The following is a 24244-nucleotide window of genomic DNA, read 5'->3' as shown; positions in this document are numbered from 1 at the left end:
CCCGGGCGGGCGCGTTCAGCCCTGGAGCGTCTTCCAGAACTCGTCGAAGGACATCCGGCCGTCGCCGTCGGCGTCCTTGGAGTTGATGACCGACTCGGCGATCGGGCCGGTGACGAACGGGTCACCCATCTCGGCCATGGCGCGCTTGAATTCGTCGGCGGTGACCAGGCCGTCGCCGTCCCCGTCGAACCGCGCGAACTGCTCCCTGGCCTTCTCGATGTCTGCCATGCGAGTGCCCCCTTCGTGTGCTGGACGATCCGTGTCGCTGATATGACCTGCGTACATTAGCCGGGGTGGTCAGCGGGCGTCCGGGCGGGCCCCGGCGCGGGCCAGGTAGGGGGCGGTGCGGCTGCCGGGGGTGGCGGCGACCTCCCTCGGGGTCCCGGCGGCGACGATCCGGCCGCCGTCCGCGCCGCCCCCGGGCCCGAGGTCGATGACGTGGTCGGCGCCGGCGACCACGCCCATGTCGTGCTCGACGACCACGACGGTGTGCCCGGCGTCCACCAGGCCGTGCAGCTGGCGCAGCAGTACCTCGGTGTCGGCGGGGTGCAGGCCGGTGGTGGGTTCGTCGAGGAGGTAGAGGGTGTGGCCGCGGCGGGTGCGCTGGAGTTCGGTGGCGAGTTTGATGCGCTGGGCCTCGCCGCCGGAGAGTTCGGTGGCGGGCTGGCCGAGCCGCAGATAGCCGAGGCCCACCTCGCGCAGGGTGCGCAGGCTGCGGGCGGCGGCGGGCACGTCGGCGAGGAATTCCGCGGCGGTGTCGACGGTCATCGCCAGGACGTCGGCGACGCTCCGGCCGCGGTAGCTGATCTCCAGGGTCTCGGGGTGGTAGCGGGCGCCGTGGCAGGCGGTGCAGGGGGCGTAGGTGCCGGGCAGGAAGAGGAGTTCGACGGCGACGAAGCCCTCGCCCTGACAGGTCTGGCACCGTCCGGCGGCGACGTTGAAGGAGAAGCGTCCGGCGGTGTAGCCGCGGGCGCGGGACTCGTCGGTGGCGGCGAAGACCTTGCGGACCGCGTCGAACAGCCCGGTGTAGGTGGCGAGGTTGGAGCGCGGGGTGCGGCCGATGGGCTTCTGGTCGACGCGGACCAGCCGGCCGACGGCGGACAGGCCCTCGACGGAGGCGATCCGGGCACGGTCGTCGGCCGCGTCCTCGGCCTCGGGGTCCTGGGCTCCCGCCGGTTCCTCGGCCGTCCCCAGGTGGTCGCGGACGGCGTCGGCCAGGACCCGGGTGACGAGGGTGGACTTGCCGGAGCCGGAGACGCCGGTGACGGCGGTGAAGACGCCGAGCGGGAAGTCGGCGTCGAGTCCGCGCAGATTGTGCAGGGTGATGCCGCGCAGCGCGATGGTGCCGGTGGGCTTCCGGGGCGTGCGGTCCGGGGGCGGGGCGGGGTCGAAGAGGAAGCGGCGGGTGGCGGACTCCGCGGCGTCGGCGAGCCCGGCGACGGGTCCGCTGTGCAGGATCCGGCCGCCGTGTTCACCGGCGCGCGGGCCGACGTCGACCAGCCAGTCGGCGCTGCGCACCACGTCCATGTCGTGTTCGACGACGAAGAGGGAGTTGCCCGCCTCCTTGAGGCGTCCCAGGACGGCGAGGAGGGATTCGGTGTCGGCGGGGTGCAGCCCGGCGGAGGGTTCGTCGAGGACGTAGACGACGCCGAAGAGGCCGGAGCGCAGCTGGGTGGCGAGGCGCAGCCGCTGGAGTTCCCCGGCGGAGAGGGAGGGTGCGGGGCGGTCCATGGCGAGGTAGCCGAGGCCGAGTTCGGTGAGGACCTCGATACGGGCGACGAGGTCGCGGGCGAGGGTGGCGGCGACGCCGTCGTCGTCGCGGCGCGCGATGGGGGCCAGCAGCGCGGCGAGTGCGCCGAGCGGGCGGGCGGCCAGGTCGGCGATGTCGTGTCCGGCGAAGGTGACGGCGAGGGCTTCGGGGCGCAGCCGCCGTCCGGCGCAGGACGGGCACGGCTCCGTGATCAGGAAGCCGCGGACGCGGGTGCGCAGCGTCTCGCTCTTGGAGTCGGCGAAGGTGTGCAGCACATAGCGGCGGGCGCTCATGTACTGGCCCTGGTACGGGCGCTGGATACGGCCGGCCTCGCGGACCGGTTCGACGGTGACGACGGGCTGTTCGTCGGTGAAGAGGATCCAGTCGCGGTCGGCGGGCGGCAGGTCGCGCCAGGGCCGGTCGATGTCGTGGCCGAGGGTGGCGAGGATGTCGCGGAGGTTCTTGCCCTGCCAGGCGCCGGGCCAGGCGGCGACGGCGCCCTCGCGGATCGTCAGCGTGGGGTCGGGGACGAGGGAGTCCTCGGTGACGCGGTGGACGCGGCCCAGTCCGTGGCACTCGGGGCAGGCACCGGCGGCGGTGTTGGGCGAGAAGGCGTCGGAGTCGAGGCGTCCGGCGCCCTCCGGGTAGTCGCCGGCGCGGGAGAAGAGCATCCGCAGGGAGTTGGAGAGGGTGGTGACGGTGCCGACGGAGGAGCGGGCGGAGGGCGCGGAGCGGCGCTGTTCGAGGGCGACGGCCGGGGGCAGCCCGCTGACCTCCTCGACCTTGGGCGCGCCGACCTGGTGGATCAGGCGGCGGGCGTAGGGGGCGACGGACTCGAAGTAGCGGCGTTGCGCCTCGGCGTAGAGGGTGCCGAAGGCCAGCGAGGACTTGCCCGATCCGGACACCCCGGTGAACGCGACCAGCGCGTCCCTCGGGATGTCCACATCGACGGTGCGGAGGTTGTGCTCACGGGCGCCGCGCACCCGTACGTACGAGTCGGTCATCCCTCCATGATCGGGCACCGTCAGGCGGGGGCGAGAACCGCCCGCGCGCGGGCGCGTGCCTCCTCCCAGGGCAGCGGGGTGGCGACGACCGCGCGGAGCGCCCTGACCTGGCGCGGCGGCAGTCCGGCGGCGAGGATGCCGGTGGCGGAACCGTCGCGCCCGTAGAGGGCGACGGCGCTGCGGGCGGCGCGGTCCAGGACGGTGGTCTCCGTACGGTCGGCGCCCGCGGTGAGCCCGTACGCCTGGAGCTTGATGCCGTACTGGTCGGACCAGAAGTACGGCACGGGGGCGAAGGGGCGGCGCTCGGGGGCGGGCGCCGGGGTGGGGGCGCCGGGTGCGGTTTCCGCGGCGAGTTCGGCGAGGAGGTTGCGGGCGGCGGCCATGCCTTGTTCGGTGGCGTTCATCCGGTGCTCGAAGCGGAGCGGGACGCCGTGCAGCGGGTGGTCCCAGCGGGCCACGTCCCCGGCGGCGTAGATGCCGGGTACCGCCGCGCAGTACGCGTCGCAGCGCAGCCCGTCGGTGGTGTCGAGGGCGGGCTCGCCGCGCAGCCAGCCGACGGCCGGTTCGGAGCCGATGGCCAGCAGGACGGTGTCGGCGGGCAGTTCGGTGGCGTCGGTGAGCCGGACGCCACCGACGGTGCCGGGCACCGGACCGGCGAGGAATTCCGCGACGTCGCCGGTGAGCAGGCGGACGCCGCGGGTGCGGTGCTCCTCGGCGAGCAGCGTGCCGACCTCGGGCCCCACCGCGTGGGCCATCGGGACGCGGTCGCGGCCGATGAGCGTGACGTTGTGTCCCAGCTCGCGTGCCACGGCGGCGGCTTCGCAGCCGAGGACGCCGTTGCCGACGATGACGAGGCGGTGCCCGGCGCCGGACAGCCGGGCGCGGAGCGCGACGGCGTCGTCGAGGGTGCGCAGGGTGAGGACGCCGTCGAGGCCGTCCGCGCCGGGCAGGGTGCGGGCGGCGACGCCGGTGGCGACGATCACTCCGGCGCAGGTCAGGCGGGTGCCGCCGTCGAGCGTGAGGGTGCGGGTGGCGGCGTCCAGGCCGGTGGCGCGGGTGCCGAGCCGCAGGTCGAGGTCGAGCGGGGCGAGCTGGTCGGCGGTGCGCAGCAGCAGCCGCTCGCGCTCCCAGGTGCCGTGCAGCAGCTGCTTGGACAGCGGCGGGCGGTCGTACGGCAGGTGGGGTTCGTCGCCGATCAGGGTCAGCGGCCCGGTCCAGCCGGAGCGGCGCAGCGTCTCGGCGGCGGCCAGTCCGGCGGCGGAGGCGCCGACGACGGCGACGGGACGGGCGGTCATGCGTGCAGCTCGATGACACCGGCGGGGCAGAAGGCGGCGGCCTCGCGGACCGCGTCGTGCCGCTCGGCGGGCGGCGCGTCGTCGAGCAGGACGACGACGCCGTCCTCGTCCCGCTGGTCGAAGACCTCGGGGGCGACGAGCACGCACTGGCCCGCGGCGCAGCACTTGTCGGCGTCAAGGGTGATCTTCATGGCCGGTAACTCCTGGGGTGTGTGGGCGGGTTGGGGTCGATCATCCGGCGCAAGGACGGTACCGCCGCCGGCGGACGACAGGCAGGGCGCGGCCGCCGTGGATCGACATATCGGCAGGGAACGGGAGGGCGGCCGACGAGTAGGGCCGCCCTCCCGGGCCGGGGCGCTCGGCCCGAAGCGGGCCGTCAGCGCGTCGAACCGGCCGCCCACCGGCACGCCCGCCGGTCAGCCGCCACGCCGTTCCGGACCGCGGGCCGCCCGGCCCGCCCCACAGCCGCCGCTACGCGCACGGCGGGGGCCACCCACACCCCCGCGCTCAGCGTCCCGCCTTGAGCCCCGATGCGGCGGCACCCCTGCTGAGCACCGTCTTGCCGATCGCGGCGCGCTCCTTGACCCACTTCTTGGTGCGGCCGAGGTTGAGGGTGCGCAGCGGCTGGTCGCGGGTGAAGAGCTGGGGGACGTACTCCGCGTCGGTCACCTGCCAGCGCTCGCCGGACCGCTCCGGCGGGGCGAAGCGGAAGCGTGCGACGGTGCCCCAGTTGCCCTCGGGCTTCTTCATGGCACCGGCGATCTGGTCGCCGAGCCCGTAGACGACCCAGACGCCGTTGACCTTCTCGTACGCCTGCGGGGTGCGCGAGCCGGTGCCCAGGATCAGGTCGATGTCGGGACGGCCGTCGGTCTCCGATGCGGTGAGGGCGCGGGCCAGGGCGAGTTGGGTGGCGTCGGGGGCGGTGCGGTACTCGGTGCCCCACTCCACGCCGACCACGACGAGGTCGGCGCCGGCCCGCCGGGCGGCGCGGGCGTCGGCGATGATCCGCTGCTCGTCGACGGGGTTCACCGCCCAGGGCCGGTCGCCGCGGGCGGTGGCCCGGCCCTCCCCGAGGGCGTAGGAGAGGTGGGCGATCTCGGCGCCGCCGCGCGCCCGCAGCAGCGCGGGCCGGGAGCCCTCGGCGGCGTCCCGCGCCGACCCGGTGTGCCGCATCCCGACGGTGTCCAGCGCCTCCAGGGTGGACCGGACCCCGGCGTCGCCGCGGTCGAGGGTGTGACCGGAGGCGGTGGCGCAGGAGTCGAACCCGGCGTCCTTGAGGGCGGTGGCGACCTGGGGCGGGGCCTGGAAGGCGCCGGAGCTGGTGAAGGGGCCGGTCAACGGGCCGAGCGGGGTCCCCAGATGGCAGAGGGCGAGGTCGGCACCGGCGATGACGGGTTTGATGCCCTTGAGCATCGGCCGGTAGTCGTACCCGGTCGGTGCGACCCCGCGCCGCGCGACGTCCGGCGCGTCCTCCTTCGCGGTGTCCAGCACCGACGGGTACGAGGCGAGGACGTCCCCGGACGCGACGAGGGTGAAGGGCGACTTGGCCGCCGAGGGCGGCGGGGCACCGGCGTGACCGCCCGCCGCGGCCGGTGCGGACGGGGCCGGGCGGGACGGCGGGGCGGCCGACGGGGCACCACAGCCGACGGCGAGGGCGGCGAGCAGGGCGGTCGCCGCATACCGGGTGTACGGAATCATCCCTGACGCATATCAGGATGATTCTTCGGATAAGCAGTGGAAAGGGTGGGTTGCGGGTTTATCGCCTGGACGGCGGCGTGGCCGAACCGCGGCGGACCCGGCAGGGCACCGGACGGACGGAACGGGCACGGCGGCCCTCCCCGGGCTCGCCCTCGCCGCCGAGGTGCTGCGCGGCCTGTGGGCGGCACCGCGTCCGGCGGACGGCGGGCCGGAGCGGATGGCGGCGGTGTGCGACGAGTGGGCCGCGCTGGTCGAGGAACGGGCGGCGCGGCTGCGGACCGGGTACGACCCGGGGCTGGTGGTCCGGGGAGCGCGGCTGTTACGGGTACTGCCGCGCGACGCCCGGCGGAAGGCCGCCGTCCACGGCGACGCCAACCCGGGCAACATCCTCGCCGCCCGTCCCCACCCCTGGCCGGCCATCGGCCCCAAGCACCCCGCACCGGGAACCCCACCCCGTACTGCACATCAACCCCCTTCCCCCACACGTCAGTTGGCCGTCCGAAATCCGCTCACCCCTCCGACCTGCACCCCGTACGAGGGCTTCCGGATCCACCGGTGGGGCCCCACCATGCGGTGGGGCCGGTGCGGCGGGCGGCCGTCCCGTGCGCCCGTTCCCCGCCGCGCGCGCCGACTGGAGGCCGCATGGCCGTCGAACCGTCCCCGTCGCACCGCTCCCCCGCCTCCCCGCCGAGACGGCGCGTCCTCGGGGTGGCGCTGGCCGTCGGCGCGGTGGGCGCCACCGGGGGCGGGGAGGTGGCCGCGGCCACCCCGAGGCCCGCCCCGGCGCGCGACGCGCAGCCCGACGACCCCTGGGTGCGGATCCTCGACGACGCCGACCCCGTCTGGCGGCGGCTGCCCGCGGCGTGGCACGAGGCGCCGTTCCTCGGGAACGCGCTGCTGGGCAGCCAGGTGTACGCCGAACCGGACGCGAACGCGGTGCGGTTCACCGTGCAGCACAGCGAGGTCCAGGATCACCGGCCGGAGTTCGGCGCGCTGTTCGGGCTGGCGCGGCTGCCGGTGGGGCACTTCACGCTGGAGCCGTCCGGCACGATCACCGCGGTGGACTGGCGGCTGCGGCTGCGCGACGCGGAGCTGACCGGCACGGTCACCACCGATCGCGGCACCCTCACGGTGCGCGCGCTGGTGCACACCTCCCGTTCCGTGCTGGCCGTCGAGGTCGTCCCGAGCGCCGGGGAGCGGGCGTTCCGCTGGCGGTTCCATCCGGCCGAGGCGATCAGCCCGCGCGCCGCGTTCAAGCCGGTGCCCGAGGGGTACACCGGCAATCCGCCCGCCCGGATCGAGGAGCACACGGGGGCGCGCGCCGCCGTGCAGCCGCTGCTGGCCGGTGGGGCGCACGTCACGGCGTGGCGGGAGCGGACCGGCGGGCACGGGGCGCGGACGCTGTACGCGGCGGTCGCCCCGGCGCGCCCGGACCGCGCGGTGCGGCGCCGGGCACTGCGGGCGGTGCGGGACGCCGCCGCACAGCCGTACGACGCGCTGGCCGCAGACCACCGGTCGTGGTGGCACGCCTACTTCCGCCGCGGTTTCCTGTCCGTACCGGACTCCCGGCTCCAGCGGTTCTACTGGATCCAGCTCTACAAGGCGGCGTCCGCGGCACGCGCCGCGGCGCCGGTGATGGCGACCTGCGGCCCCTGGCTGGAGCCGACACCGTGGCCCGCCACGTGGTGGAACCTCAACGTCCAGCTGGAGTACTGGCCGATCCACGGCGCCAACCACCTCGAACTCGACGCCGTGACACGGGCGTTGAGCGAGTACCGGGAGGCGCTGTCGGAGCAGCTGGAGGCGCCGTACCGGGCCGGGTGCGCGGGCATCCCGCGGACCACCGACCGGTTCCTGCGGGGCGGCGCGGCGGTGGCGAACGGCGGGTACCCGATCGGCGTCCCGGGGCAGGACCCGCCGACGCCGGAGGTCGGCAATCTGACCTGGGCGCTGCACAACGTGTGGCTGACCTACCGTCACACGATGGACGAGGGCGTGCTGCGCGACGTCCTCTTCCCGCTGCTGCGCCGGGCGGTCGCCTACTACCTGCGGTTCCTGGAGCCGGGGCGGGACGGCCGGCTGCACCTGCCGGCGACGTTCTCACCGGAGTACGGCGTGGACGCGCCGGACTGCACCTACGACCTGGCGCTGCTGCGGTGGGGCTGCGTGACGCTGCTGGACGCGGCGCGGACGCTGGCGGTGTCCGATCCGGCGGCGGACCGCTGGCGGGAGGTGCTGGCCCGGCTCGCGCCGTATCCGGTGAACGCCGACGGCTTCATGATCGGCGCGGGCGTCCCGTTCGCGAAGTCGCACCGCCACTACTCCCATCTGCTGGCGGTGTACCCGCTGTACGACGTCACCTGGGAGCAGCCGGAGCACCGGGAGCTGATCGAGACGTCGCTGCGGCACTGGGTGGGGTTCGAGGGCGCATTGCAGGGCTACACGTTCACCGGCGCGGCGTCGATGTGCGCGCAGATGGGACGGGGCGAGGAGGCGCTGGGCCATCTGCGGACGCTGCTGGACCGCTTCATCCGGCCGAACACGATGTACGAGGAGTCGGGCCCGGTCATCGAGACGCCGCTGTCGGCGGCGCAGTCGCTGCACGACATGCTCTGCCAGAGCTGGGGCGGGGTGATCCGGGTCTTCCCGGCCGTTCCGGCGGCCTGGCGGGAGGCGCGGCTGCACGATTTCCGCACCCAGGGCGCGTTCCTGCTGAGCGCCGCCCGCGCCGGGGGCCGTACGCGCTGGGTACGGCTGTTCAGCGAGGCCGGCGCGGTGTGCGTGGTGCGGCACTCGCTGCCGCCCGGCCCGGTGGCGGTCACCGACGGGCACGGCCGCCCGCTGCCGTACGAGGAGGCCGGTCCGGGGACGCTCCGGCTGCGGCCGGCCCGGGGCGGCACCGCGCTGATCGCCCCGCCCGGGGAGCGGCCGGACACCCGGCCCGCGCCGGTCACGCCGGACGGTCCGGCGCCGCGGTGGGGGTTGCCGGGGTGAGGGGGCCCGGCGGTCGCGCGGTGCGGCCGCCCGGTTCCGTGACACGCCTCGGGATCGCGCCACCTCATCACAGCGAAGCTGTGAAATTCACGTCTTGATTTGAGAACTTCACATGTGATTCTGTTTGAAGCATCATGAATGACGTGATCCCTGAGAACTCGACGTCCGCCGTGCGCCCGCGCCCGGTGGTCGGCGTCTCGCTGAAGCTCTACTTCGGCCTGGCGCGGACCCGGGCCTGGCTCGCGGAGGTGGCCGCGCTCCGCGACGCCCTGGCCGCGCTCCCCCGCCCCGTCGACCTCTTCGTCCTCCCGGCCTTCCCGGCGCTCGCCGACGCCCGCGAACTGCTGGCCGGAACCGGCATCGGCTACGGCGCCCAGGACGTCCACTGGGCCGAGAGCGGCGCCTGGACCGGTGAGGTCTCCGCGGGCATGCTCGCCGAGACCGGCGCCCGCTATGTCGAGGTCGGCCACGCCGAGCGCCGTCGCCACTTCGGCGAGACCGACGAGACGGTCGCCGCCAAGACCCGGGCCGCCACCCACGCCGGTCTGGTCCCCGTCATCTGCGCCGGTGAACGCCGCGCCGACGACCTCGCGGGCGCCGCCGAGGAAACGCTCACCCAGGTCCGCGCCGCCCTGTCCGGCGCCGTCCCCGGCAGCGAGGTCGTGATCGCGTACGAGCCGGTCTGGGCGATCGGCGCCCGCGAACCGGCACCCGCGAGCCATGTCCGCGCGGTCACCGACGCGATCCGCGGTGCGCTGTGCGACCACGACGTCCGCGGCCGGCTGATCTACGGCGGGACCGCGGGCCCCGGGACGTACACCGAACTGGGCGGCGCCGTCGACGGGCTGTTCCTGGGGCGTCTCGCGCACGACACCGAGGGCCTGCGCAAGGTCGTCGAAGAGATCGCCGCCGGTTGACCGGCCCGCACCGCCGCCACCCGCATCCCCCCGGCCCCACGGCCCCACCCCTCAGGAGCACACCGTGACCACCGCCCAGGACACCGTCCGCATCGCCATCGGCGCCGACGACGCAGGCGTCGTCATGCGGGACGCGATGATCGCCTACCTCACCGAACGCGGCTACCCCCTCACCGACATGAGCGCCGCCCCGTCCGAGGACTACCCCGACGTCGCCGAGCGCGTCGCGCAGAGCGTGGCACGCGGCGACCACGACCGCGCCGTGCTGATCTGCGGCACCGGCATCGGCATGGCCATCGCCGCCAACAAGGTCCCCGGCATCCGCGCCGCGCAGATCCCCGACAGCTACAGCGCCGAGCGCGCCCGTAAGTCCAACGACGCGCAGATCGCCTGCTTCGGCAACCGCACGATGGGCGTCGAGGCCGCGCTGGTCTGCCTGGAGCACTGGCTGGTCTCGGAGTTCGCGGGCGGCGGCTCGGCGCCCAAGGTCGAGAAGATCAGGCAGGTCGAGTCCCGCAACCTCCTCACGGCCTGACCGCCGGGGCCGGGGCGGAGACCGGATCGGACCACGACGGCGGATCCCCGCCCCGGCGCCCACCCAGGAGCCCCCGTACCCTCTCCCGCACCTCTTCCGAAAGGCGGTAACGACCATGCGCGCAGTTGTCATCGAGGAACCGAACAAGCTGTCCGTGACCACCGTCGCGGACCCCACGCCCGGCCCCGGCGAGGTCGTCGTCAAGGTCACGGCCGCCGGGCTGTGCGGCACCGATGTGCACATGCTCGCGGGCGAGTTCGGGCCCACCCGGTACCCGGTGATCCCCGGCCACGAGTTCTCCGGCGAGATCGTCGCGGTCGGCGCGGGCGTCAGCGGCTACGCGGAGGGCGACGCCGTCGCCGCCGACCCGGCCCTCTACTGCGGCGCCTGCCACTTCTGCTCCATCGGCCGCGGCAACCTCTGCGAGCAGTGGGGCACCATCGGCATCACCGTCGACGGCGCCTGCGCCGAATACGTCAAGGTCCCTGTCCGTAACCTCTACCGGCTGCCGGAGACCGTCCGCCTGGAGCACGCCCCGCTCATCGAGCCACTGTCGACGATCGTGCGCGGCTTCGACATCGTCGACCCGCGGCTCGGCGACAACTTCCTGATCTACGGCGCGGGCACCATGGGCCTGCTCTACCTCCAGGTCGCCCAGCGGGCCGGTGCCGCCTCCGTATCGGTCGTCGACATCAACGAGGACCGGCTCGCGGTGGCCCGCCAACTCGGCGCCGACGCCGTCGCCACCACAGCGGACGCGCTCACCGACGACCACCCGCGCGGCTGGCAGGTCGTCACCGACTGCACCGGCAACATCCGCGCCATCGAGGACGGTCTGACCCGGCCCATCCGCGGCGGCACCTTCCAGCAGTTCGGCTGCGCCCCCGACCAGGAGAAGGCGCGGTTCTCGCCGTTCCGTATCTACAACGACGAGATCCGCATCGTCGGCAGCATGGCGATCCTGCACAGCTACGGCCGCGCCGTGGAACTGCTGGGCAAGGGCGTCATCGACTCCGAAACGATGATCACGCACCGCTTCGGCCTCGACCGGTACGCCGAGGCCCTGGAAACCTTCAAGAAGGGCACCGGTCGCAAGCTGCAGATCGTCCCGAACGGTGCGGCCGGCTGACCACCCACCGCACCCGCACGCCGGACGCCCGCTGACCGGCAGGCGCCGGGCCGGTGCCGCCCCACCGTCGCGACACCGGCCCGGCCTCTCCCCCTATCCCACCAACGCCGCCAACTCCGTCCCCGCCAGCAGAAAGCCGCCGACCCCGAAGTCGGCGGTGCTGTCGGGGCCGACCGGCTGGCCCGACTCCGGCCGGTCGCCCTCGGGCTGGACGTGGCCGAGGAAGCCGTCCGGGTGCACGGCGTGGGTGACAAGAGCGTGCCAGGCGCGGGCGGCGACCGGGCGGAAGAGGCGGGCCGGGACGAGTTCGGTGCGCAGCGCGTACGCCGTCGCGTGGAGGAAGAAGACGGTGCCGCTGGTCTCGGGTCCCGGCAGGTGGGCGGGGTCGGCGAGGTTGACGTTCCAGAAGCCGTCGGGGCGCTGGATGCGGCGGAGCGCGCGCAGCTCGGTGGTGAGCGCGGCGCGGTAGGCGGGCACGTGCCGGTGGTCGGCGGGGAGCACGGCGAGCACCTTGGTGTGGGCCCCGGCCACCCAGCCGTTGCCGCGCGACCACAGCACCGGCTTGCCGTCAGGCGAAACGATCCCTCCGGGCAGGAAGCGCTTGTCGCGGTACCAGAGCCCGCTGGCTCCGTCGAAGAGTCCCGGGCCGCCCTCGGCGTTGCGGGTGTGGAGGTAGAAGGTGTGCATCGCCTCCGCGTAGGCGGCGTCGCCGCGCACCGCGCCGAGGCGGGCGAACGGCGGCATCGCCATGTGCAGCGCGTCGTCCCACCACCAGTCGTCGTGCTTGACCGCCGCGGAGTCGACCATCGCGCGCACCGACGCGTCCAGCGCCGCGATCTTCGCCTCGTCCGGCGCGCGGTCCAGCCCGTACAGGTCCAGATACGCCTGCCCCGCGCACTGGTTGTCGGCGTGACGGGTGGTGACGCCGTCGTTCAGCCCGTAGCTGTGCTTCTCGGCCCAGCCGCGGGCGTACGCGGCGTAACGGGGCTCGCCGGTCAGCCGGTGCAGGGCGAGCAGTCCGCTGAAGAACGTGGCGCGGGCCCATTTGTTGTCGCCCGGGTCGGTGTGCGCCCCGATCCAGTGATCGGCGACGCGCCGCAGCACCGCGACGATCTCGGCCCGCGGGGGCAGTCCGCCCCCCGCGTCCGCCCGGTCCGGCGCCGCGGCGCGGTCGCCACCGGCCGCGAACGGGGACAGGCCACCCTCGACGGCCAGCACGGAGCCGGTGGCGAGAAAGTGCCGACGTTCCATGACACACCCCTTCCGGGTACGACGATCGAGCACGAGCACCACGGGACGGGCCGGGGCCGGGAGCTGCCCGGACGGGGCGGCGCGGGGCCGCGGACGAGGCCGGGCGGAGCGTACGGGGCGGCCCGGCGCGACCCATCCCGTTCACGTACGGGAACGCTGTTCGTTCATGGGAAGCGTTGTCATGGTGACAGCGAACCCCACGCCGGGGAAGGGGCCGGACGGGAGCGGTCGAACGGCGCCCTCCCCACCCCCGAAGATCCGAGGTCTCTTCGCCCTCCTGTCCCGACACCCCGTAACTCCCCTCCCTCACCCCCGATTTGCTCCGACCTTTGTCCGATCCCAGGGCTTCCCGTGGCGCCAGCTCCGCTGCACCATGCGGGTGGTACGGCGGGCGGTGCGTCCAGGGGACGGCGGCCGTCGGAGTCATCCACCGAGTGAAGGAGCCCGCGATGGGACGCCGCATCGGATCGGTCCGGCTGTGGGGAGTGCTGGGGCTGCTGGGGTCGCTGCTGCTGGCCGCGGGTTTACCCGCCGGGGCGGCGGCGCGGCGCGGGCCCGGGGGCGGCGGCTCGGGGCCCGGGGTGAATCACGCGGTCGACGATCCGTTCACCGCCGATCGCACCTCCTGGTGGCGGCAGGACCGGTTCGGCATGTTCGTCCACTTCGGCGCGTACTCGAATCTGGAGGGCGAGTACACCCGGCCCGACGGCACCGTCTGCCGCGACGCGGAGTGGATCAAGCGGCAGTGCAAGATCCCGACCGACGCGTACGAACGGCAGGCCGCCACCTTCGACCCGGCGGACTTCGACGCGCGGGCGCTCGTGCGGGCGGCCAAGGACGCCGGTCAGCGATACCTCGTCATCACGACCAAGCACCACGACGGCTATGCCATGTGGCCGACGCGGCAGAACACCTGGAACCTGCGCGACCACTCCGCGTTCGATCCGCACCGCGACCTCCTCGCCGAGCTGAAGCACGCCGCCGACGCCGCCGGGATCAAGCTCGGCTTCTACTACTCGATCTGGGACTGGCACGACCCCGACTTCGCCGACCCGGCGACCTTCCCGCGCTACAAGAAGCGGATGTACGCGCAGCTCAAGGAGTTGGTCGACGGCTACGACCCGGCGCTTTTGTGGTTCGACGGCGACTGGGACGCCGACGATCCCGTCAACCGCTGGTCCCGCCGCGACGGCGCCGATCTCCAGGCGTATCTGCACCGGCTGAATCCGGACCTGATCGTCAACAACCGCGTCGGCAAACGCGGGGTGACCGACGGCGACTTCGGCACTCCGGAGCAGAAGATCCCCGACGAGCCGGTGGCCGGTCAGCTGTGGGAGAGCTGTATGACGCTCAACGACCACTGGGGCTTCGCCCGCTACGACACCCACTGGAAGTCACCGGCCACGCTCGTCACCAACCTCCTGACCGCGGCGAGCCGCGGCGGAAACTATCTCCTCAACGTCGGCCCGGACCGCCGCGGCCGTGTTCCGCAGGCATCCCTGGACCGGCTGCGGGAGACCGGCCGCTGGCTCACCGCGTACGGGCAGGGCGCCGCGGTGTACGGCGCCGGGTACACCGGGCTCGTCGCGGAACCGTCGTGGGGCACGGTCTCCCGGCTCGGCGACGCCCTCCACGCCTCGGTCGCCTCCTGGCCGGAGCCGGGCGGTGCGCTGCATCTGGCGGCACGGGCGCCGTTCACCGTCACCGGTGCGCGGGTGCTGGGCAGCGACCGGCCGGTCACCGTCACGCCCAGGGGCGACGGCTACGACCTGACGCCGACGGGCCCCGCGCCCGGCCCGCTCCCGGCCGTGATCCGGCTGGCGATCACGCCCCCGAAGGCGGCGCCCGCCGGGCACGGTACCGGGCTGTGGGCGCGGAGTTGGGACAACGACGCCTTCGCGGGCGCGCCGGTGGTGTCCGGCGTCGACCCGACGGTCAACAAGTCGTACCGCTTCGACGGCTCCCCGGACCCGCGGATCCCGGCGGACCGGTTCAGCACCCGCTGGAGCGGCCGGATCGAGCCGCGCTACGACGAGACATACACGCTGACCACCGTCTCCGACGACACCGTACGCCTGTGGATCGACGGCCGGCTGGTGATCGCTCACGCCACCCCGCACGAGGTGGCCGTCGACCGGGCGACGGTGCGGCTGACGGCCGGGCACCGGCACCGCATCCGGATCGAGCACACCCAGCGCTCCGGCGAGGCGCATATGAAGCTGCTGTGGTCGAGCCCCAGCCAGTCCCAGCAGATCGTGCCGAGCCGCCAGCTGTACCCGGACGGGCGCTGACGCCCGGGACCTGCACGGCGACGGGGAGCGGCAGCCGGATCGCTGCCGCTCCCCGTCGCGCGCCGCTCCCGGCCGGGAGCGGGCGGTGCTGCGGTGCCGGGACCCCCTCCGCACCCCGGGATCCGGGGGCGGACGGGTACTCCGGGTCAGTCGATGCCGCGGAAGATGTGCGGCTCGACGGGCTCCTCGTCACAGCCGGCGAGCCGGACCGGAGCACAGCGGCCCCACACCTCAAGGTTGCGGACTTCCTTGATGCGGCCGGGACGTTCGCGCTGCTTGGAGCGGGGCTCCTTGTACTGCGTCTTGTCGAATGCCACCACGCACTCCTTCATTCAGAGATATGGATTCCGACGCGGTGGCGCCTCGTTCACAAACCGGGAGGTCGGCCAGGGTTTGTGGCGTTCCCGCGACGGGCCAAATGGTGTTGGCGTCTCCCAGGAGGGTCGTCCGTCGTCCCCCACCCTAACGACACCTCACCCCTCACGCGCGACTTTTCCCGGCGGCTTCGTCCCCTCCTGCCCCTGGCACGGGTTCCGTCCGCGGCGCGTCGGCCCCGGTCATCGGCCCGGACGGGGCGGCCGGCGGGCGCCGCGGCCGCCCGGCGGGGCCCGCCATTCGGATGACCGTCGCCGGTCCGTCCGGGGACCACCGCCCGGACGTACCGGCGCGTCGGGTGGCGGCCGGAGCGTCTGCCCGCAGGGCGGCGCCGGGTGGTGCTACCCCTGGGCGGGTGGATTGGTTCACCGACTCCGGTTACTGGCTCGGCCGCCTGGTCTTCCAGCGGCTGCTGGCCCTCGTCTATCTGACCGCGTTCGTGGCCGCGGCGCGGCAGTTCCGGGCGCTGATCGGCGCGCGGGGGATGCTGCCCGTGCCGCGCTTCGTGGCGCGCGTACCGTTCCGCGCCGCGCCGTCCGTCTTCCATCTGCACTACTCGGACCGGTTCTTCGCCACGTGGGCGTGGGGCGGGGCGCTGCTGGCCGCCGCGGTGGCCGCGGGCGCCGCCGACGCGGTGCCGCTGGGCGTGGCCATGGCCCTGTGGGCGGTGCTGTGGGTGCTGTATCTGTCGATCGTGAACGTCGGTCAGACCTGGTACGGCTTCGGCTGGGAGTCGCTGCTGCTGGAGACCGGGATGCTGGCGGTCTTCCTCGGCAACGACGACATCGCGCCGCCGGTCCTCGTGATGTGGCTGCTGCGCTGGCTGCTGTTCCGGGTGGAGTTCGGCGCCGGGCTGATCAAGATGCGCGGGGACCGCTGCTGGCGCGATCTGACCTGTCTCTACTACCACCACGAGACGCAGCCGATGCCGGGTCCGCTGAGCTGGTTCTTCCACCGTCTGCCGCGCCCGCTGCACAAGGTCGAGACCGCCGCCAACCATGTGGCGCAGCTGGCGCTGCCCGTGCTGCTGTTCACCCCGCAGCCGGTGGCCGGGTGGGCGGCGGTGGCGATGGCCGTCACGCAGCTGTGGCTGGTGTTCTCCGGCAACTTCGCGTGGCTGAACTGGCTGACCCTCGCGCTCGCCCTCTCCGTCGCCGCCGGGGCCCGCCCCTGGGTCGCCTCGCCGCCGCTCCCGGCGGGCGCCCCGGTGTGGTTCACCGTCCTGGTCTGCGCGCTGACCGCCGGGGTCCTGGTCCTCAGCTACCGCCCGGCCCGCAACCTCCTCGCCCGCCGCCAGCGGATGAACACCTCGTACGAACCGCTGCACCTGGTCAACTCGTACGGCGCCTTCGGCAGTGTCACCCGGGTGCGGCGGGAGGTGGTGGTGGAGGGGACGGCGTCGGCGGTGGACGGGCCCGACACGGTGTGGAAGGAGTACCTCTTCCGCGGGAAGCCGGGCGAGGTGGGGCGGCTGCCGCGCCAGTTCGCCCCCTACCATCTGCGGCTCGACTGGCTGATGTGGTTCGCCGCGCTGTCGCCGGGCTACGCCGCGGGCTGGTTCGGCGGCTTCGTGGAGCGGCTGCTCGTGGGCGACCGGGACACGCTGCGGCTGCTGCGCGGCAATCCGTTCCCGGACGCCCCGCCGCTGCGTGTGCGGGCCCGGCTCTTCGAGTACCGCTTCACGACGTGGCGCGAGCTACGGGAGTCAGGCGCATGGTGGCACCGTCGAGAAGTCCGTCTGTTTCTGCCGCCCACCGCGCGGTCACCTCGTCCCGGAAGGCGGTGAGCGTCCGCAGCGCCTCCCGCAGTCCGATGCGGCGGAGCTCCCGCTCCAGCACGTCGAGTTCGGCGAGCGTCTCGACGTGGTCGCGGCCGATCCGGGAGCGGGATTTGGCCAGGCCCAGCGCGGCCAGGGCGCGGCCGCGGGGCTCCTCCATCTCCGTGAACTCCCGCAGCGCGAGGGCGTACATCTTCCGTGCCTGACCGTATCGCCCGGCGCGGAAGAGGACGTTGCCGCGCATCTTGTGGTTGTAGGCGAGGGCGGCGGCGAGGTCCATGGTGCGGCATATCGCCTCCGCCTCGGACAGCAGCTCCAGCGCGGGGTCGGTCTCGCCCTGCGCCGAGCGGACGTCCGCCACGCCGCGCAGCGACCAGGCGTGGCCGCGACTGTCATCCGCGGCGGCGGCGATGGCGACGCACTCCTCGAAGAGGGCCAGCGCCTTGGGGAGGTCGCCGGTGTTGCGGTGCATCTGCGCGATGCCGGACAGCGCCCAGACCGCGTGGCGGGGCTCGCCGTGGGCCCGCGCCTGTGCCAGGAGCTGTTCGTGGAGGTCGGCGACGGCGGCGTAGTCGCCCTGGATGCGGCCGGTCTCGGCGAGCCCGGCCAGGGCGTAGCCGTGGGCCAGCCGGTCGGCGCCGTCGGCGAGGGCGACGGCGTGGGTGAGCAGACGGCGGGCGAGCGGCAGCGCACCGCACTGCCGGGCGAGGGTGCCGCCGCTCCACAGCGCCCAGCCCATGGCGCCGCTGTCGCCCGCCTCCCGGGCGTTGCGGTAGCTGTCGCGCCAGGCGGCACCGGCGGCCTCGACCCGGCCCAGGCGGCGGTTGGCCTCGCCCGCCGCGAGGGCGGCGCGGGCCCGCTCCAGCGGGCTTTGGGCCTCCGCGCGGGCGCGCACGGCTGCGGCCAGCACCTCCTCGTAGGAGGAGTTGACGCCGAGCTTCGCGCCCAGCGCGCCCTGGTACTCGGGGGCGAATGCCTTGCCGTACATGTCGCGGTGCCCTCTCCTTCGTGATCCGTCTTGATCACGAAGGCTACGAAGTCGGGCCTGTAGCCCGAATCCGCCGCAGTGCCCGTCCTCATGTACCTCTGAAGTGCTACGCGTTGCCCCTCCTGTCATCACCGCGATGTACGGGTGGTCCCCCGCCCAACAGAGGGAACACCGAGCGCAGATGACGGCCCGTCGGTTCCGGTGGCCCCGGTCCGCGCTCCCCCGCGGCCCGCCGTCCCCTTGCCGCGCCGCGCCGTCCGGGTCAGGCTGACTCCCGTCCATCCGCGGGTGCTGTACGGTCCGCGGGCCGCGGTCGCCGGATACCGAGGTGGAGCATGAGCGCAGCAGGGACGGGGCCGGGCTTGGGCCGTCGGCGTTTTCTCGGGGGCGTCGCCGCCGGGCTGGCCGTCACGGCCGGGGGCACGGCGCTGACCGGCCGCGACGCCACCCCGGCGCAGGCCCGGGGCCGGGAGGACGCCCGGCGACCGCGGGCGGCGCGGCCCGTGCTCCTGGGGACGTACACCTCGTCGGGCGGCGCCGGTGTCATCCTCGCGGAGTACACCGCGGACGGCACGCTGACCTCCACCGGCGCGGTCGGCGGCGTTCCCGACCCGTCGTATCTGGCCCTCTCCCCCGACGGCACGGCGCTCTACGCGGTCGACGAGCAGCAGGAGGGCGCGGTGACCGCGCTGGCGCTGCCGGAGCAGGGGCCGCCGAAGGTGCTGGGCAGCCGTCCCACCGGCGGCGCCGGGCCCTGCCATCTGTCGGTCCACCCGGGCGGCCGCTGGCTGCTGAGCGCCAACTACACGTCGGGGAACGTGGCGGTGCACCCGATCGACCCGGCGGACGGTTCGCTGGGCGAGCGGACGGATCTCGTCACCCATTCCGCGCCGCCGCCCGGCCCCGGCCAGGACGGGCCGCACGCGCACCAGATCGTCACCTCCCCGGACGGCGGCCATGTCCTCGCGGTGGACCTGGGGACCGACACGGTCTACACCTACCGGCTGGACACGTCCGCCGGGACGCTGAGCGAGGTGGCGCGGGCGGCGCTGCGGCCGGGGGCGGGGCCGCGGCATCTGACGTTCCATCCATCGGGCCGGTTCGCGTATCTGGCGAACGAGGTCGACAACACGGTGGTGGTCTGCGGCTACGACCAGGGCAGCGGGCGGCTGACTCCGGGCGAACCGCAGCCGACCGGGACCGGCGAGGGCACCAGCTATCCGGCGCAGTTGCTGGTCACCGCGGACGGCGCGTTCGCGTTCCTGGCCAACCGGGGGCACAACAGCCTGACGCGGTACGCGGTCGAGGACGGCGGGGCGCGGCTGCGGCTGCTGGACACGGTGCCGGTGGGCGGCGACTTCCCGCGGCAGATCGCCTTCTCGCCGGACGGGCGGCTGCTGTTCGCGGCGAACCAGAAGTCGGGGACGGTGACGGTGTTCGCGGTCGACGCGGACTCCGGTGCGCTGGTGCGGCGCGGGGAGCCGTTCGTGGCGGCGGCCGCGGTGTGCGTACTGCCGCGGTGAGCGGGCCCGCCGCGCCGCGGAAAGTTTCACTGGACGATGTCCGGCCCACAGTGATCGGCTCGCAATCCTTCGCCGCACGAATCGACTTGGGGCTCCTCAAAGGTGTTGCCGATCCAGACCTGCTCGGAGGCCCCACACCCCTCACACCGGATTCGCGCGTATTCGCCTCCATCGCAGAATACCCAGCGGACAAACCGGGGGCACCGAAGTTCATGGGTTCCGCGAAAATGAGCGTCCTGAACCTTGTGCCGTACCACCACGGCGTGCTCACACGCATCTTCATCGACTGGCCCCAACCACTGGCCGCCGCCGTCGATTTCCTGGTCATCAACGATTGAGCGCATGAGCCGCCGCGATGGCGGTGCTGCCCGACAGCCGTTCGCAGTTCTGGCTGAGCCTGGTCACGGTGGCGGTGGTGCTGGTGGGCTACGAGGTCCGGCGGCGGGCCCCGGCGGCTCCGGACCGTACGGCGCCCGCGGGACCGGTCCCGGAGCCGGACGTCGTGGGGGCGGCGACCGGCGAGAGGTAGTGGCGGAGCAGATCGCGCAGGTGGTCGACGAAGGCGTCGTAGCTCTGCCGCAGGGCGCCGCCGGGCCAGTCGGCGGGCAGCAGGGCCGCGGGCAGCAGCGGGTCTGTCAGCAGATGACGCTGGGCCGCGGCGGCGACGGTGAAGCGGTGCGCGGGGTCATCCGCGGCGCCGAGCCGGGCGTCGAGGTCGCGGGCGCGGGCGGCCCAGCCGTCGAGGTCCCAGAGCTTTCCCGCGAGCGCGACCGGGTCACCGTCGGGGGTGCCGGTGAGCCAGGTGCACTGGTCGGCGGCGGCCGGGCGGGGCCGGTCGAGGTTGGCGGGGCGCAGCCAGCTGCCCTCGCGCAGCTCGGCCAGGCGCAGCCCGTCCATGGCGCGGCGCAGCGCGGTGCGTTCGGCGGCGGTCCGGCGCTCGCCGGTGACCAGGGCGATCTCCCAGACACCGGTCCACGGCAGGGTGCGCGGGGTGCGGCTGTCGTCCTGACGGCGCTGGCGGGCCAGCAGCCGGGAGGTGAGGGCGTAGTCCCCGTCGGCGTGGGTGAGGTCTCCGGCGGCCACCATGCGGGAGAGTGCGACACGGACCGTGCCCTCGGCGATGCCGAAGAGTTCTCCGATACGGACGAGGGCGCGGACCGGCAGTTGCGCCGGATGGTTTCCGAGGAGGGTGCTGAGGACGACGGAGCGCGCGGTGAGCGGCCGTACCCCCAGGTCCTCCGCATCGTCCGCCGCGCTCCGCAGGGTGCCCGTGGGGGCCGCCCCGCGGGTGCCGTCACAGCCGTCCGCGCCGTTCATTCATTACATCCTTTCCACGCTTGTCGTACAACTGTAACGTCGAGGTATGACCGTCACTCATGAAGTCGTGAATCAGCCGCCGCCGCTGACCGGTTTCACCGCCGCGGACGAGCCGGCCCTGCTGGAGACGTTGCGCCGGGAAGGCGCCGGATGGGGCGAGCGGGAGGTGACCGAACTGGGCGCGCTGGCGGGCACCGCGGCCGTCCAGGAGCAGTCCCGCTGGGCGGAGGAGGTGCCGCCCCGGCTGCACACCCACGACCGCTTCGGCCACCGCGTCGACGAGGTCGAGTTCCACCCCGCCTGGCATCAGCTGATGACGGTCGCCGTGGAGCAGGGGCTGCACGCCGCGCCCTGGGCGGACGACCGGCCCGGCGCCCATCTGGTGCGCGCCGCGAAGTTCTACCTCTGGTCCCAGGCCGAGCCGGGCCACGGCTGTCCGGTGTCGATGACGTACGCCGCCGTCCCGGCGCTGCGGGCCGCACCCGAGCTGGCGGCGGCGTACGAACCGCTGCTTACCGCCTGCCGCTACGACTACGGGCTGCGGCCGCCGCTGACCAAGTCGGGCCTGATCGCGGGCATGTCGATGACGGAGAAGCAGGGCGGCTCCGACGTCCGCGCCAACACCACGCGCGCGGTGGCCGCCGCCGACGGGAGCTACCGGATCACCGGCCACAAGTGGTTCACCTCCGCGCCGATGAGCGATGTCTTCCTGACCTTGGCACAGACGGCGGAGGGTCTCAGCTGTTTTCTGCTGCCGCGCGTCCTGCCGGACGGCAGCCGGAACGGGCTGCGGCTGATGCGCCTCAAGAACAAGCTCGGCAACCGCTCCAACGCGTCGGCGGAGATCGAGTACGAGGCGGCGGTGGCCTGGCCGGTGGGTGAGCCGGGGCGCGGGGTGCGGACCATCGTGGAGATGGTCAACATGACCCGCCTGGACTGCGTGCTGGGGTCGGCCGCCGCGATGCGGGCCGGGCTGCGGCAGGCGCTGCACCACACCGCGCACCGGCGGGCGTTCGGCCGGGCGCTGGACCACCAGCCGCTGATGCGGTCGGTCCTCGCGGATCTCGCCGTCGAGTCGGAGGCGGCGACGCTGCTGGGGATGCGGCTGGCGGCCGCCGTGGACCGCTCGCAGGCCGGGGACGCGCGGGAGGCGGCGCTGCGGCGGCTGGCGCTGGCGGCCGCCAAGTACTGGGTGTGCAAGCGCGGCAGCACCCATGTCGGCGAGGCGCTGGAGTGCCTGGGCGGCAACGGCTACGTCGAGGAGTCCGGGATGCCGCGGCTCTACCGGGAGGCGCCGCTGCTGTCGATCTGGGAGGGCTCGGGCAATGTCGCGGCCCTCGACGTGCTGCGGGCGCTCCAGCGCGAACCGGAAGCCCTGGAGGCCTACTTCGCGGAGATCGACGCCGCCGCGGGCGCCGACCGGCGGCTGGACGCCGCCGCCGCCGGGCTGCGGAAGCTGCTGGGCGAGCTGGCCGACCCGGAGCGGGCGCAGCTGCTGGCCCGCACCGTTGCCGAGCGGATGGCGCTGGTGCTCCAGGGCGCGCTGCTGGTGCGGTACAGCTCCCCGGCGGTGGCCGACGCGTTCTGCGCCTCCCGGCTGGACGGGGCGTGGGGCAACGCCTTCGGCACCCTGCCACCCGGCACGGACCTCACGGCGATCCTGGAGCGCACCCGTCCCGGTGACGCGCACTGAGGCCCGGGCGGCGTAGGAGGCGGACGACGGCGGACGGGAGTGCGCCCGGCGGACACGGCCCCGCGGGGCGCACACGGGGGACCCGCGCGGCCGCCGGGGCGGTAGCGTCCGTCCATGCCCTTCGACGATGAGACCGCCCCGGTGGCCGTGGTCGCCTACCGGCCGTGCTGGCCACGGGAGTTCACCGAGCACGCCGTCCGGCTGCGGGCCCTCCTGGGGGACCTCGCGGTCGCGGTCGACCATGTGGGCCCCACCTCCGTACCGGTCTGGCGGCGAAGGACTGCCTCGGCATCCAGGTGCGGACGGCGCCGCTCGACAAGGAGTGCGCGGAGCGGGCCACGGCGCTGCTGGCGGCGACCGGGTTCCAGCGCCGCCCCGAGCCGTGGAACCGCACCGAGGTCTCGTCCGGCCACCGCTGCCGCAAACTGGTCTTCGCCCCGCCCGTCGGCGCCCGCCGGTGCACCATCCATCTGCGGGAGCACGGCGGGCCCAACGCCCGGTACGCGCTGCTCTTCCGCGACCACCTGCGCGCGGACGCCGCCGCCCGCCGGGCCTGGGGCACGTTCAAACAGCGGCTTGCCGCGCAGGTACCGGACCTCGCCGCCCACGGCCAGATCAAGGAACCGGCCACCGAGGCACTGATGCTCGGGGCCGAGCGGTGGGCGGCGGCGACGGGGTGGGCGCCGTCCCGAGACGGAACCCGGCACAGGCGGGCGGACACCCGCCGGGCAGGGCCACGGTGTTCAGGATCCGTCGCCGGCCGCATGGCCCTGCTTCTGCCGGACCCCGTCCCACCACGCGGCGACGCCCGCGGCGAGCGTGCCGACGGCCGGGAGGGCCACGAAGCCGAAGTCCTGACCGGTGCCCGGGGGCGAACCCGGCACCGGGCGGTGGCCCGCCGGACTCCTCCCGTCAGCGCCTCCGTCGGCGGGGCGGGACGGCCCCGGGCCCGGGCCGGGGGTGTGGGACGGTCCCGGGTCCGCCGGGGCCCGCGTGATCGTGAACGAGGCGATGGCGACGGGCCGTCCGCCCGACGGCGTGCACCGCGTGTCGATCACGCCCCGCACGCTGCCGTCCGACGCCCGTCCGACGAGATGCAGCACGAGGTCACCGGCGGTGAGCCGGCCGGGGCCCGGGCGGCTGAAGGCCAACGCGGGCGCGGTGCCGTGCGCCGCCAGGACCAGGGGGCCGGATGCCGGGACGGCGGTCCGGGGGATGGTGAGGGCCACCGTGACCTGGCGGTCGCCCTGCGGCGCGGCCACGCCGATCCGCGCGGTCACCGTCCCCTCGGCGCTCACCACCCCGACCCGGCCGAGCAGCGAGGTGATGCCTGCGGCCACCGGTGTCGTGGCGCCGATCGGGAACGCCCGGCTGCGTGCGCCGACCGCAACCGAGCCCGGGATATCCGTAGTGATCCGCGCCGTGGCCTGCTGTTCACCGATCCAGGGCATCTGGCAGGTGTACACGAGCGTGGGCGCGGCGGGCCGCGCGGCCGCCGCCGGGGCGCCGCCCGCCCCCACGGCGGCGACGGTGGCCGCGACGGCCACCACCGGGCACAGCGCGCGCCGCGCACCCGCCCCTCGGCGCCGCTTCCAGTCCGGACCTGTCGTCGGTGTCGGTGTGCTGTGCCCGGCGGCCATGTGCCACCCCCCGTGGGTCGGTGCGTCGGTGATCCGGTCGGTACGAGATGACCGGCTGTTCCCGCAA

At 74.4% G+C, this 24244-nt stretch carries 19 protein-coding genes and 1 pseudogene; 10 read left to right on the top strand and 10 right to left on the bottom strand.

Going from position 1 to position 24244, the window contains the following annotated elements:
* Nucleotides 1-15: 15 nt before the first annotated feature.
* The 5 genes from OG422_RS27025 to OG422_RS27005 all read right to left on the bottom strand — a co-directional run bounded on the left by OG422_RS27025 (nucleotide 16) and on the right by OG422_RS27005 (nucleotide 5747).
* Nucleotides 16-228, bottom strand: a complete 213-nt coding sequence (locus OG422_RS27025) for an EF-hand domain-containing protein (RefSeq protein ID WP_143944688.1) — start codon at nucleotides 226-228, stop codon at nucleotides 16-18.
* Between the two features lie 69 nt (nucleotides 229-297).
* Nucleotides 298-2754, bottom strand: coding sequence for an ABC transporter (locus tag OG422_RS27020; RefSeq protein WP_405746563.1), 2457 nt, complete (start codon nucleotides 2752-2754; stop codon nucleotides 298-300).
* A 20-nt stretch (nucleotides 2755-2774) separates the two neighbouring features.
* A complete protein-coding gene (locus OG422_RS27015) occupies nucleotides 2775-4049 on the bottom strand; it encodes an NAD(P)/FAD-dependent oxidoreductase (RefSeq protein ID WP_405746561.1) in 1275 nt (424 codons plus the stop codon).
* On the bottom strand, nucleotides 4046-4240 hold the full coding sequence (locus OG422_RS27010; protein ID WP_143941284.1) for a ferredoxin: 195 nt from the start codon (nucleotides 4238-4240) through the stop codon (nucleotides 4046-4048). The genes OG422_RS27015 and OG422_RS27010 overlap by 4 nt, the downstream gene beginning before the upstream one ends.
* A gap of 316 nt (nucleotides 4241-4556) precedes the next feature.
* On the bottom strand, nucleotides 4557-5747 hold the full coding sequence (locus OG422_RS27005) for a CapA family protein (protein ID WP_405746558.1): 1191 nt from the start codon (nucleotides 5745-5747) through the stop codon (nucleotides 4557-4559).
* A 642-nt stretch (nucleotides 5748-6389) separates the two neighbouring features.
* Here OG422_RS27005 and OG422_RS27000 point away from each other — a divergent pair.
* The 4 genes from OG422_RS27000 (at nucleotide 6390) to OG422_RS26985 (ending at nucleotide 11322) form a co-directional block, all read left to right on the top strand.
* The gene (locus OG422_RS27000) at nucleotides 6390-8741 is read left to right on the top strand and encodes a glycosyl hydrolase family 95 catalytic domain-containing protein (RefSeq protein WP_405746555.1); all 2352 of its coding nucleotides are present in this window, start codon (nucleotides 6390-6392) and stop codon (nucleotides 8739-8741) included.
* A 143-nt stretch (nucleotides 8742-8884) separates the two neighbouring features.
* Nucleotides 8885-9658, top strand: a complete 774-nt coding sequence (locus OG422_RS26995) for a triose-phosphate isomerase family protein (protein ID WP_405746552.1) — start codon at nucleotides 8885-8887, stop codon at nucleotides 9656-9658.
* A gap of 64 nt (nucleotides 9659-9722) precedes the next feature.
* Nucleotides 9723-10193 (top strand): RpiB/LacA/LacB family sugar-phosphate isomerase, encoded by a 471-nt coding sequence (locus tag OG422_RS26990; protein WP_251076563.1) that lies wholly within the window; start codon nucleotides 9723-9725, stop codon nucleotides 10191-10193.
* Between the two features lie 115 nt (nucleotides 10194-10308).
* Nucleotides 10309-11322 carry a zinc-dependent alcohol dehydrogenase family protein gene (locus tag OG422_RS26985; RefSeq protein WP_405746550.1) on the top strand — a complete coding sequence of 338 codons (1014 nt, stop codon included), beginning with the start codon at nucleotides 10309-10311 and terminating at the stop codon, nucleotides 11320-11322.
* Between the two features lie 93 nt (nucleotides 11323-11415).
* On the opposite strand, the gene OG422_RS26980 is transcribed toward OG422_RS26985, so the two are convergent.
* Entirely contained in the window at nucleotides 11416-12573 is a 1158-nt protein-coding gene (locus OG422_RS26980) for a glycoside hydrolase family 88 protein (protein ID WP_405746548.1), read from the bottom strand.
* Nucleotides 12574-13022: 449 nt separating this feature from the next.
* Between OG422_RS26980 and OG422_RS26975 the strand changes: the two genes are divergently transcribed.
* Nucleotides 13023-14864, top strand: coding sequence for an alpha-L-fucosidase (locus tag OG422_RS26975; protein ID WP_405746545.1), 1842 nt, complete (start codon nucleotides 13023-13025; stop codon nucleotides 14862-14864).
* A gap of 146 nt (nucleotides 14865-15010) precedes the next feature.
* Here the strand turns inward: OG422_RS26975 and OG422_RS26970 are convergent, their stop codons facing one another.
* Nucleotides 15011-15181 (bottom strand): hypothetical protein, encoded by a 171-nt coding sequence (locus OG422_RS26970; RefSeq protein WP_251076564.1) that lies wholly within the window; start codon nucleotides 15179-15181, stop codon nucleotides 15011-15013.
* A gap of 413 nt (nucleotides 15182-15594) precedes the next feature.
* Between OG422_RS26970 and OG422_RS26965 the strand changes: the two genes are divergently transcribed.
* On the top strand, nucleotides 15595-17025 hold the full coding sequence (locus tag OG422_RS26965) for a lipase maturation factor family protein (protein ID WP_405746541.1): 1431 nt from the start codon (nucleotides 15595-15597) through the stop codon (nucleotides 17023-17025).
* Here the strand turns inward: OG422_RS26965 and OG422_RS26960 are convergent.
* The gene (locus OG422_RS26960) at nucleotides 16919-18004 is read right to left on the bottom strand and encodes a tetratricopeptide repeat protein (protein WP_143941293.1); all 1086 of its coding nucleotides are present in this window, start codon (nucleotides 18002-18004) and stop codon (nucleotides 16919-16921) included. The genes OG422_RS26965 and OG422_RS26960 overlap by 107 nt on opposite strands.
* Before the next feature lie 335 nt (nucleotides 18005-18339).
* Here OG422_RS26960 and OG422_RS26955 point away from each other — a divergent pair, with 335 nt between their 5' ends.
* Complete coding sequence (locus tag OG422_RS26955; protein WP_405746537.1) at nucleotides 18340-19527, top strand: lactonase family protein; 1188 nt, start codon at nucleotides 18340-18342, stop codon at nucleotides 19525-19527.
* A complete protein-coding gene (locus OG422_RS26950; RefSeq protein WP_405746534.1) occupies nucleotides 19524-19865 on the top strand; it encodes a hypothetical protein in 342 nt (113 codons plus the stop codon). Before OG422_RS26955 ends, OG422_RS26950 begins: the two co-directional genes overlap by 4 nt.
* An 88-nt stretch (nucleotides 19866-19953) precedes the next feature.
* On the opposite strand, the gene OG422_RS26945 is transcribed toward OG422_RS26950, so the two are convergent.
* Nucleotides 19954-20844, bottom strand: a complete 891-nt coding sequence (locus tag OG422_RS26945) for a PaaX family transcriptional regulator C-terminal domain-containing protein (protein ID WP_405746532.1) — start codon at nucleotides 20842-20844, stop codon at nucleotides 19954-19956.
* 46 nt (nucleotides 20845-20890) lie between these two features.
* On the opposite strand from OG422_RS26945, the gene OG422_RS26940 reads away from it, so the two are divergent.
* Together OG422_RS26940 and OG422_RS26935 are read left to right on the top strand one after the other, a co-directional pair.
* Entirely contained in the window at nucleotides 20891-22537 is a 1647-nt protein-coding gene (locus tag OG422_RS26940; RefSeq protein WP_405746530.1) for an acyl-CoA dehydrogenase family protein, read from the top strand.
* 114 nt (nucleotides 22538-22651) lie between these two features.
* Nucleotides 22652-23151, top strand: a pseudogene (locus OG422_RS26935) (GrpB family protein); the annotation flags it as partial.
* A gap of 129 nt (nucleotides 23152-23280) precedes the next feature.
* Here OG422_RS26935 and OG422_RS26930 read toward each other — a convergent pair.
* Nucleotides 23281-24087, bottom strand: coding sequence for a DUF6801 domain-containing protein (locus OG422_RS26930; protein WP_405746527.1), 807 nt, complete (start codon nucleotides 24085-24087; stop codon nucleotides 23281-23283).
* Nucleotides 24088-24244 lie beyond the last annotated feature (157 nt).

Origin of the sequence: Streptomyces sp. NBC_01525 (assembly GCF_045040405.1) — a bacterium.
Lineage (GTDB): Bacteria > Actinomycetota > Actinomycetes > Streptomycetales > Streptomycetaceae > Streptomyces > Streptomyces benahoarensis.
Note: the sequence above shows the minus strand (reverse complement) of the source record. Positions and strands in the feature narration are given on the sequence as shown.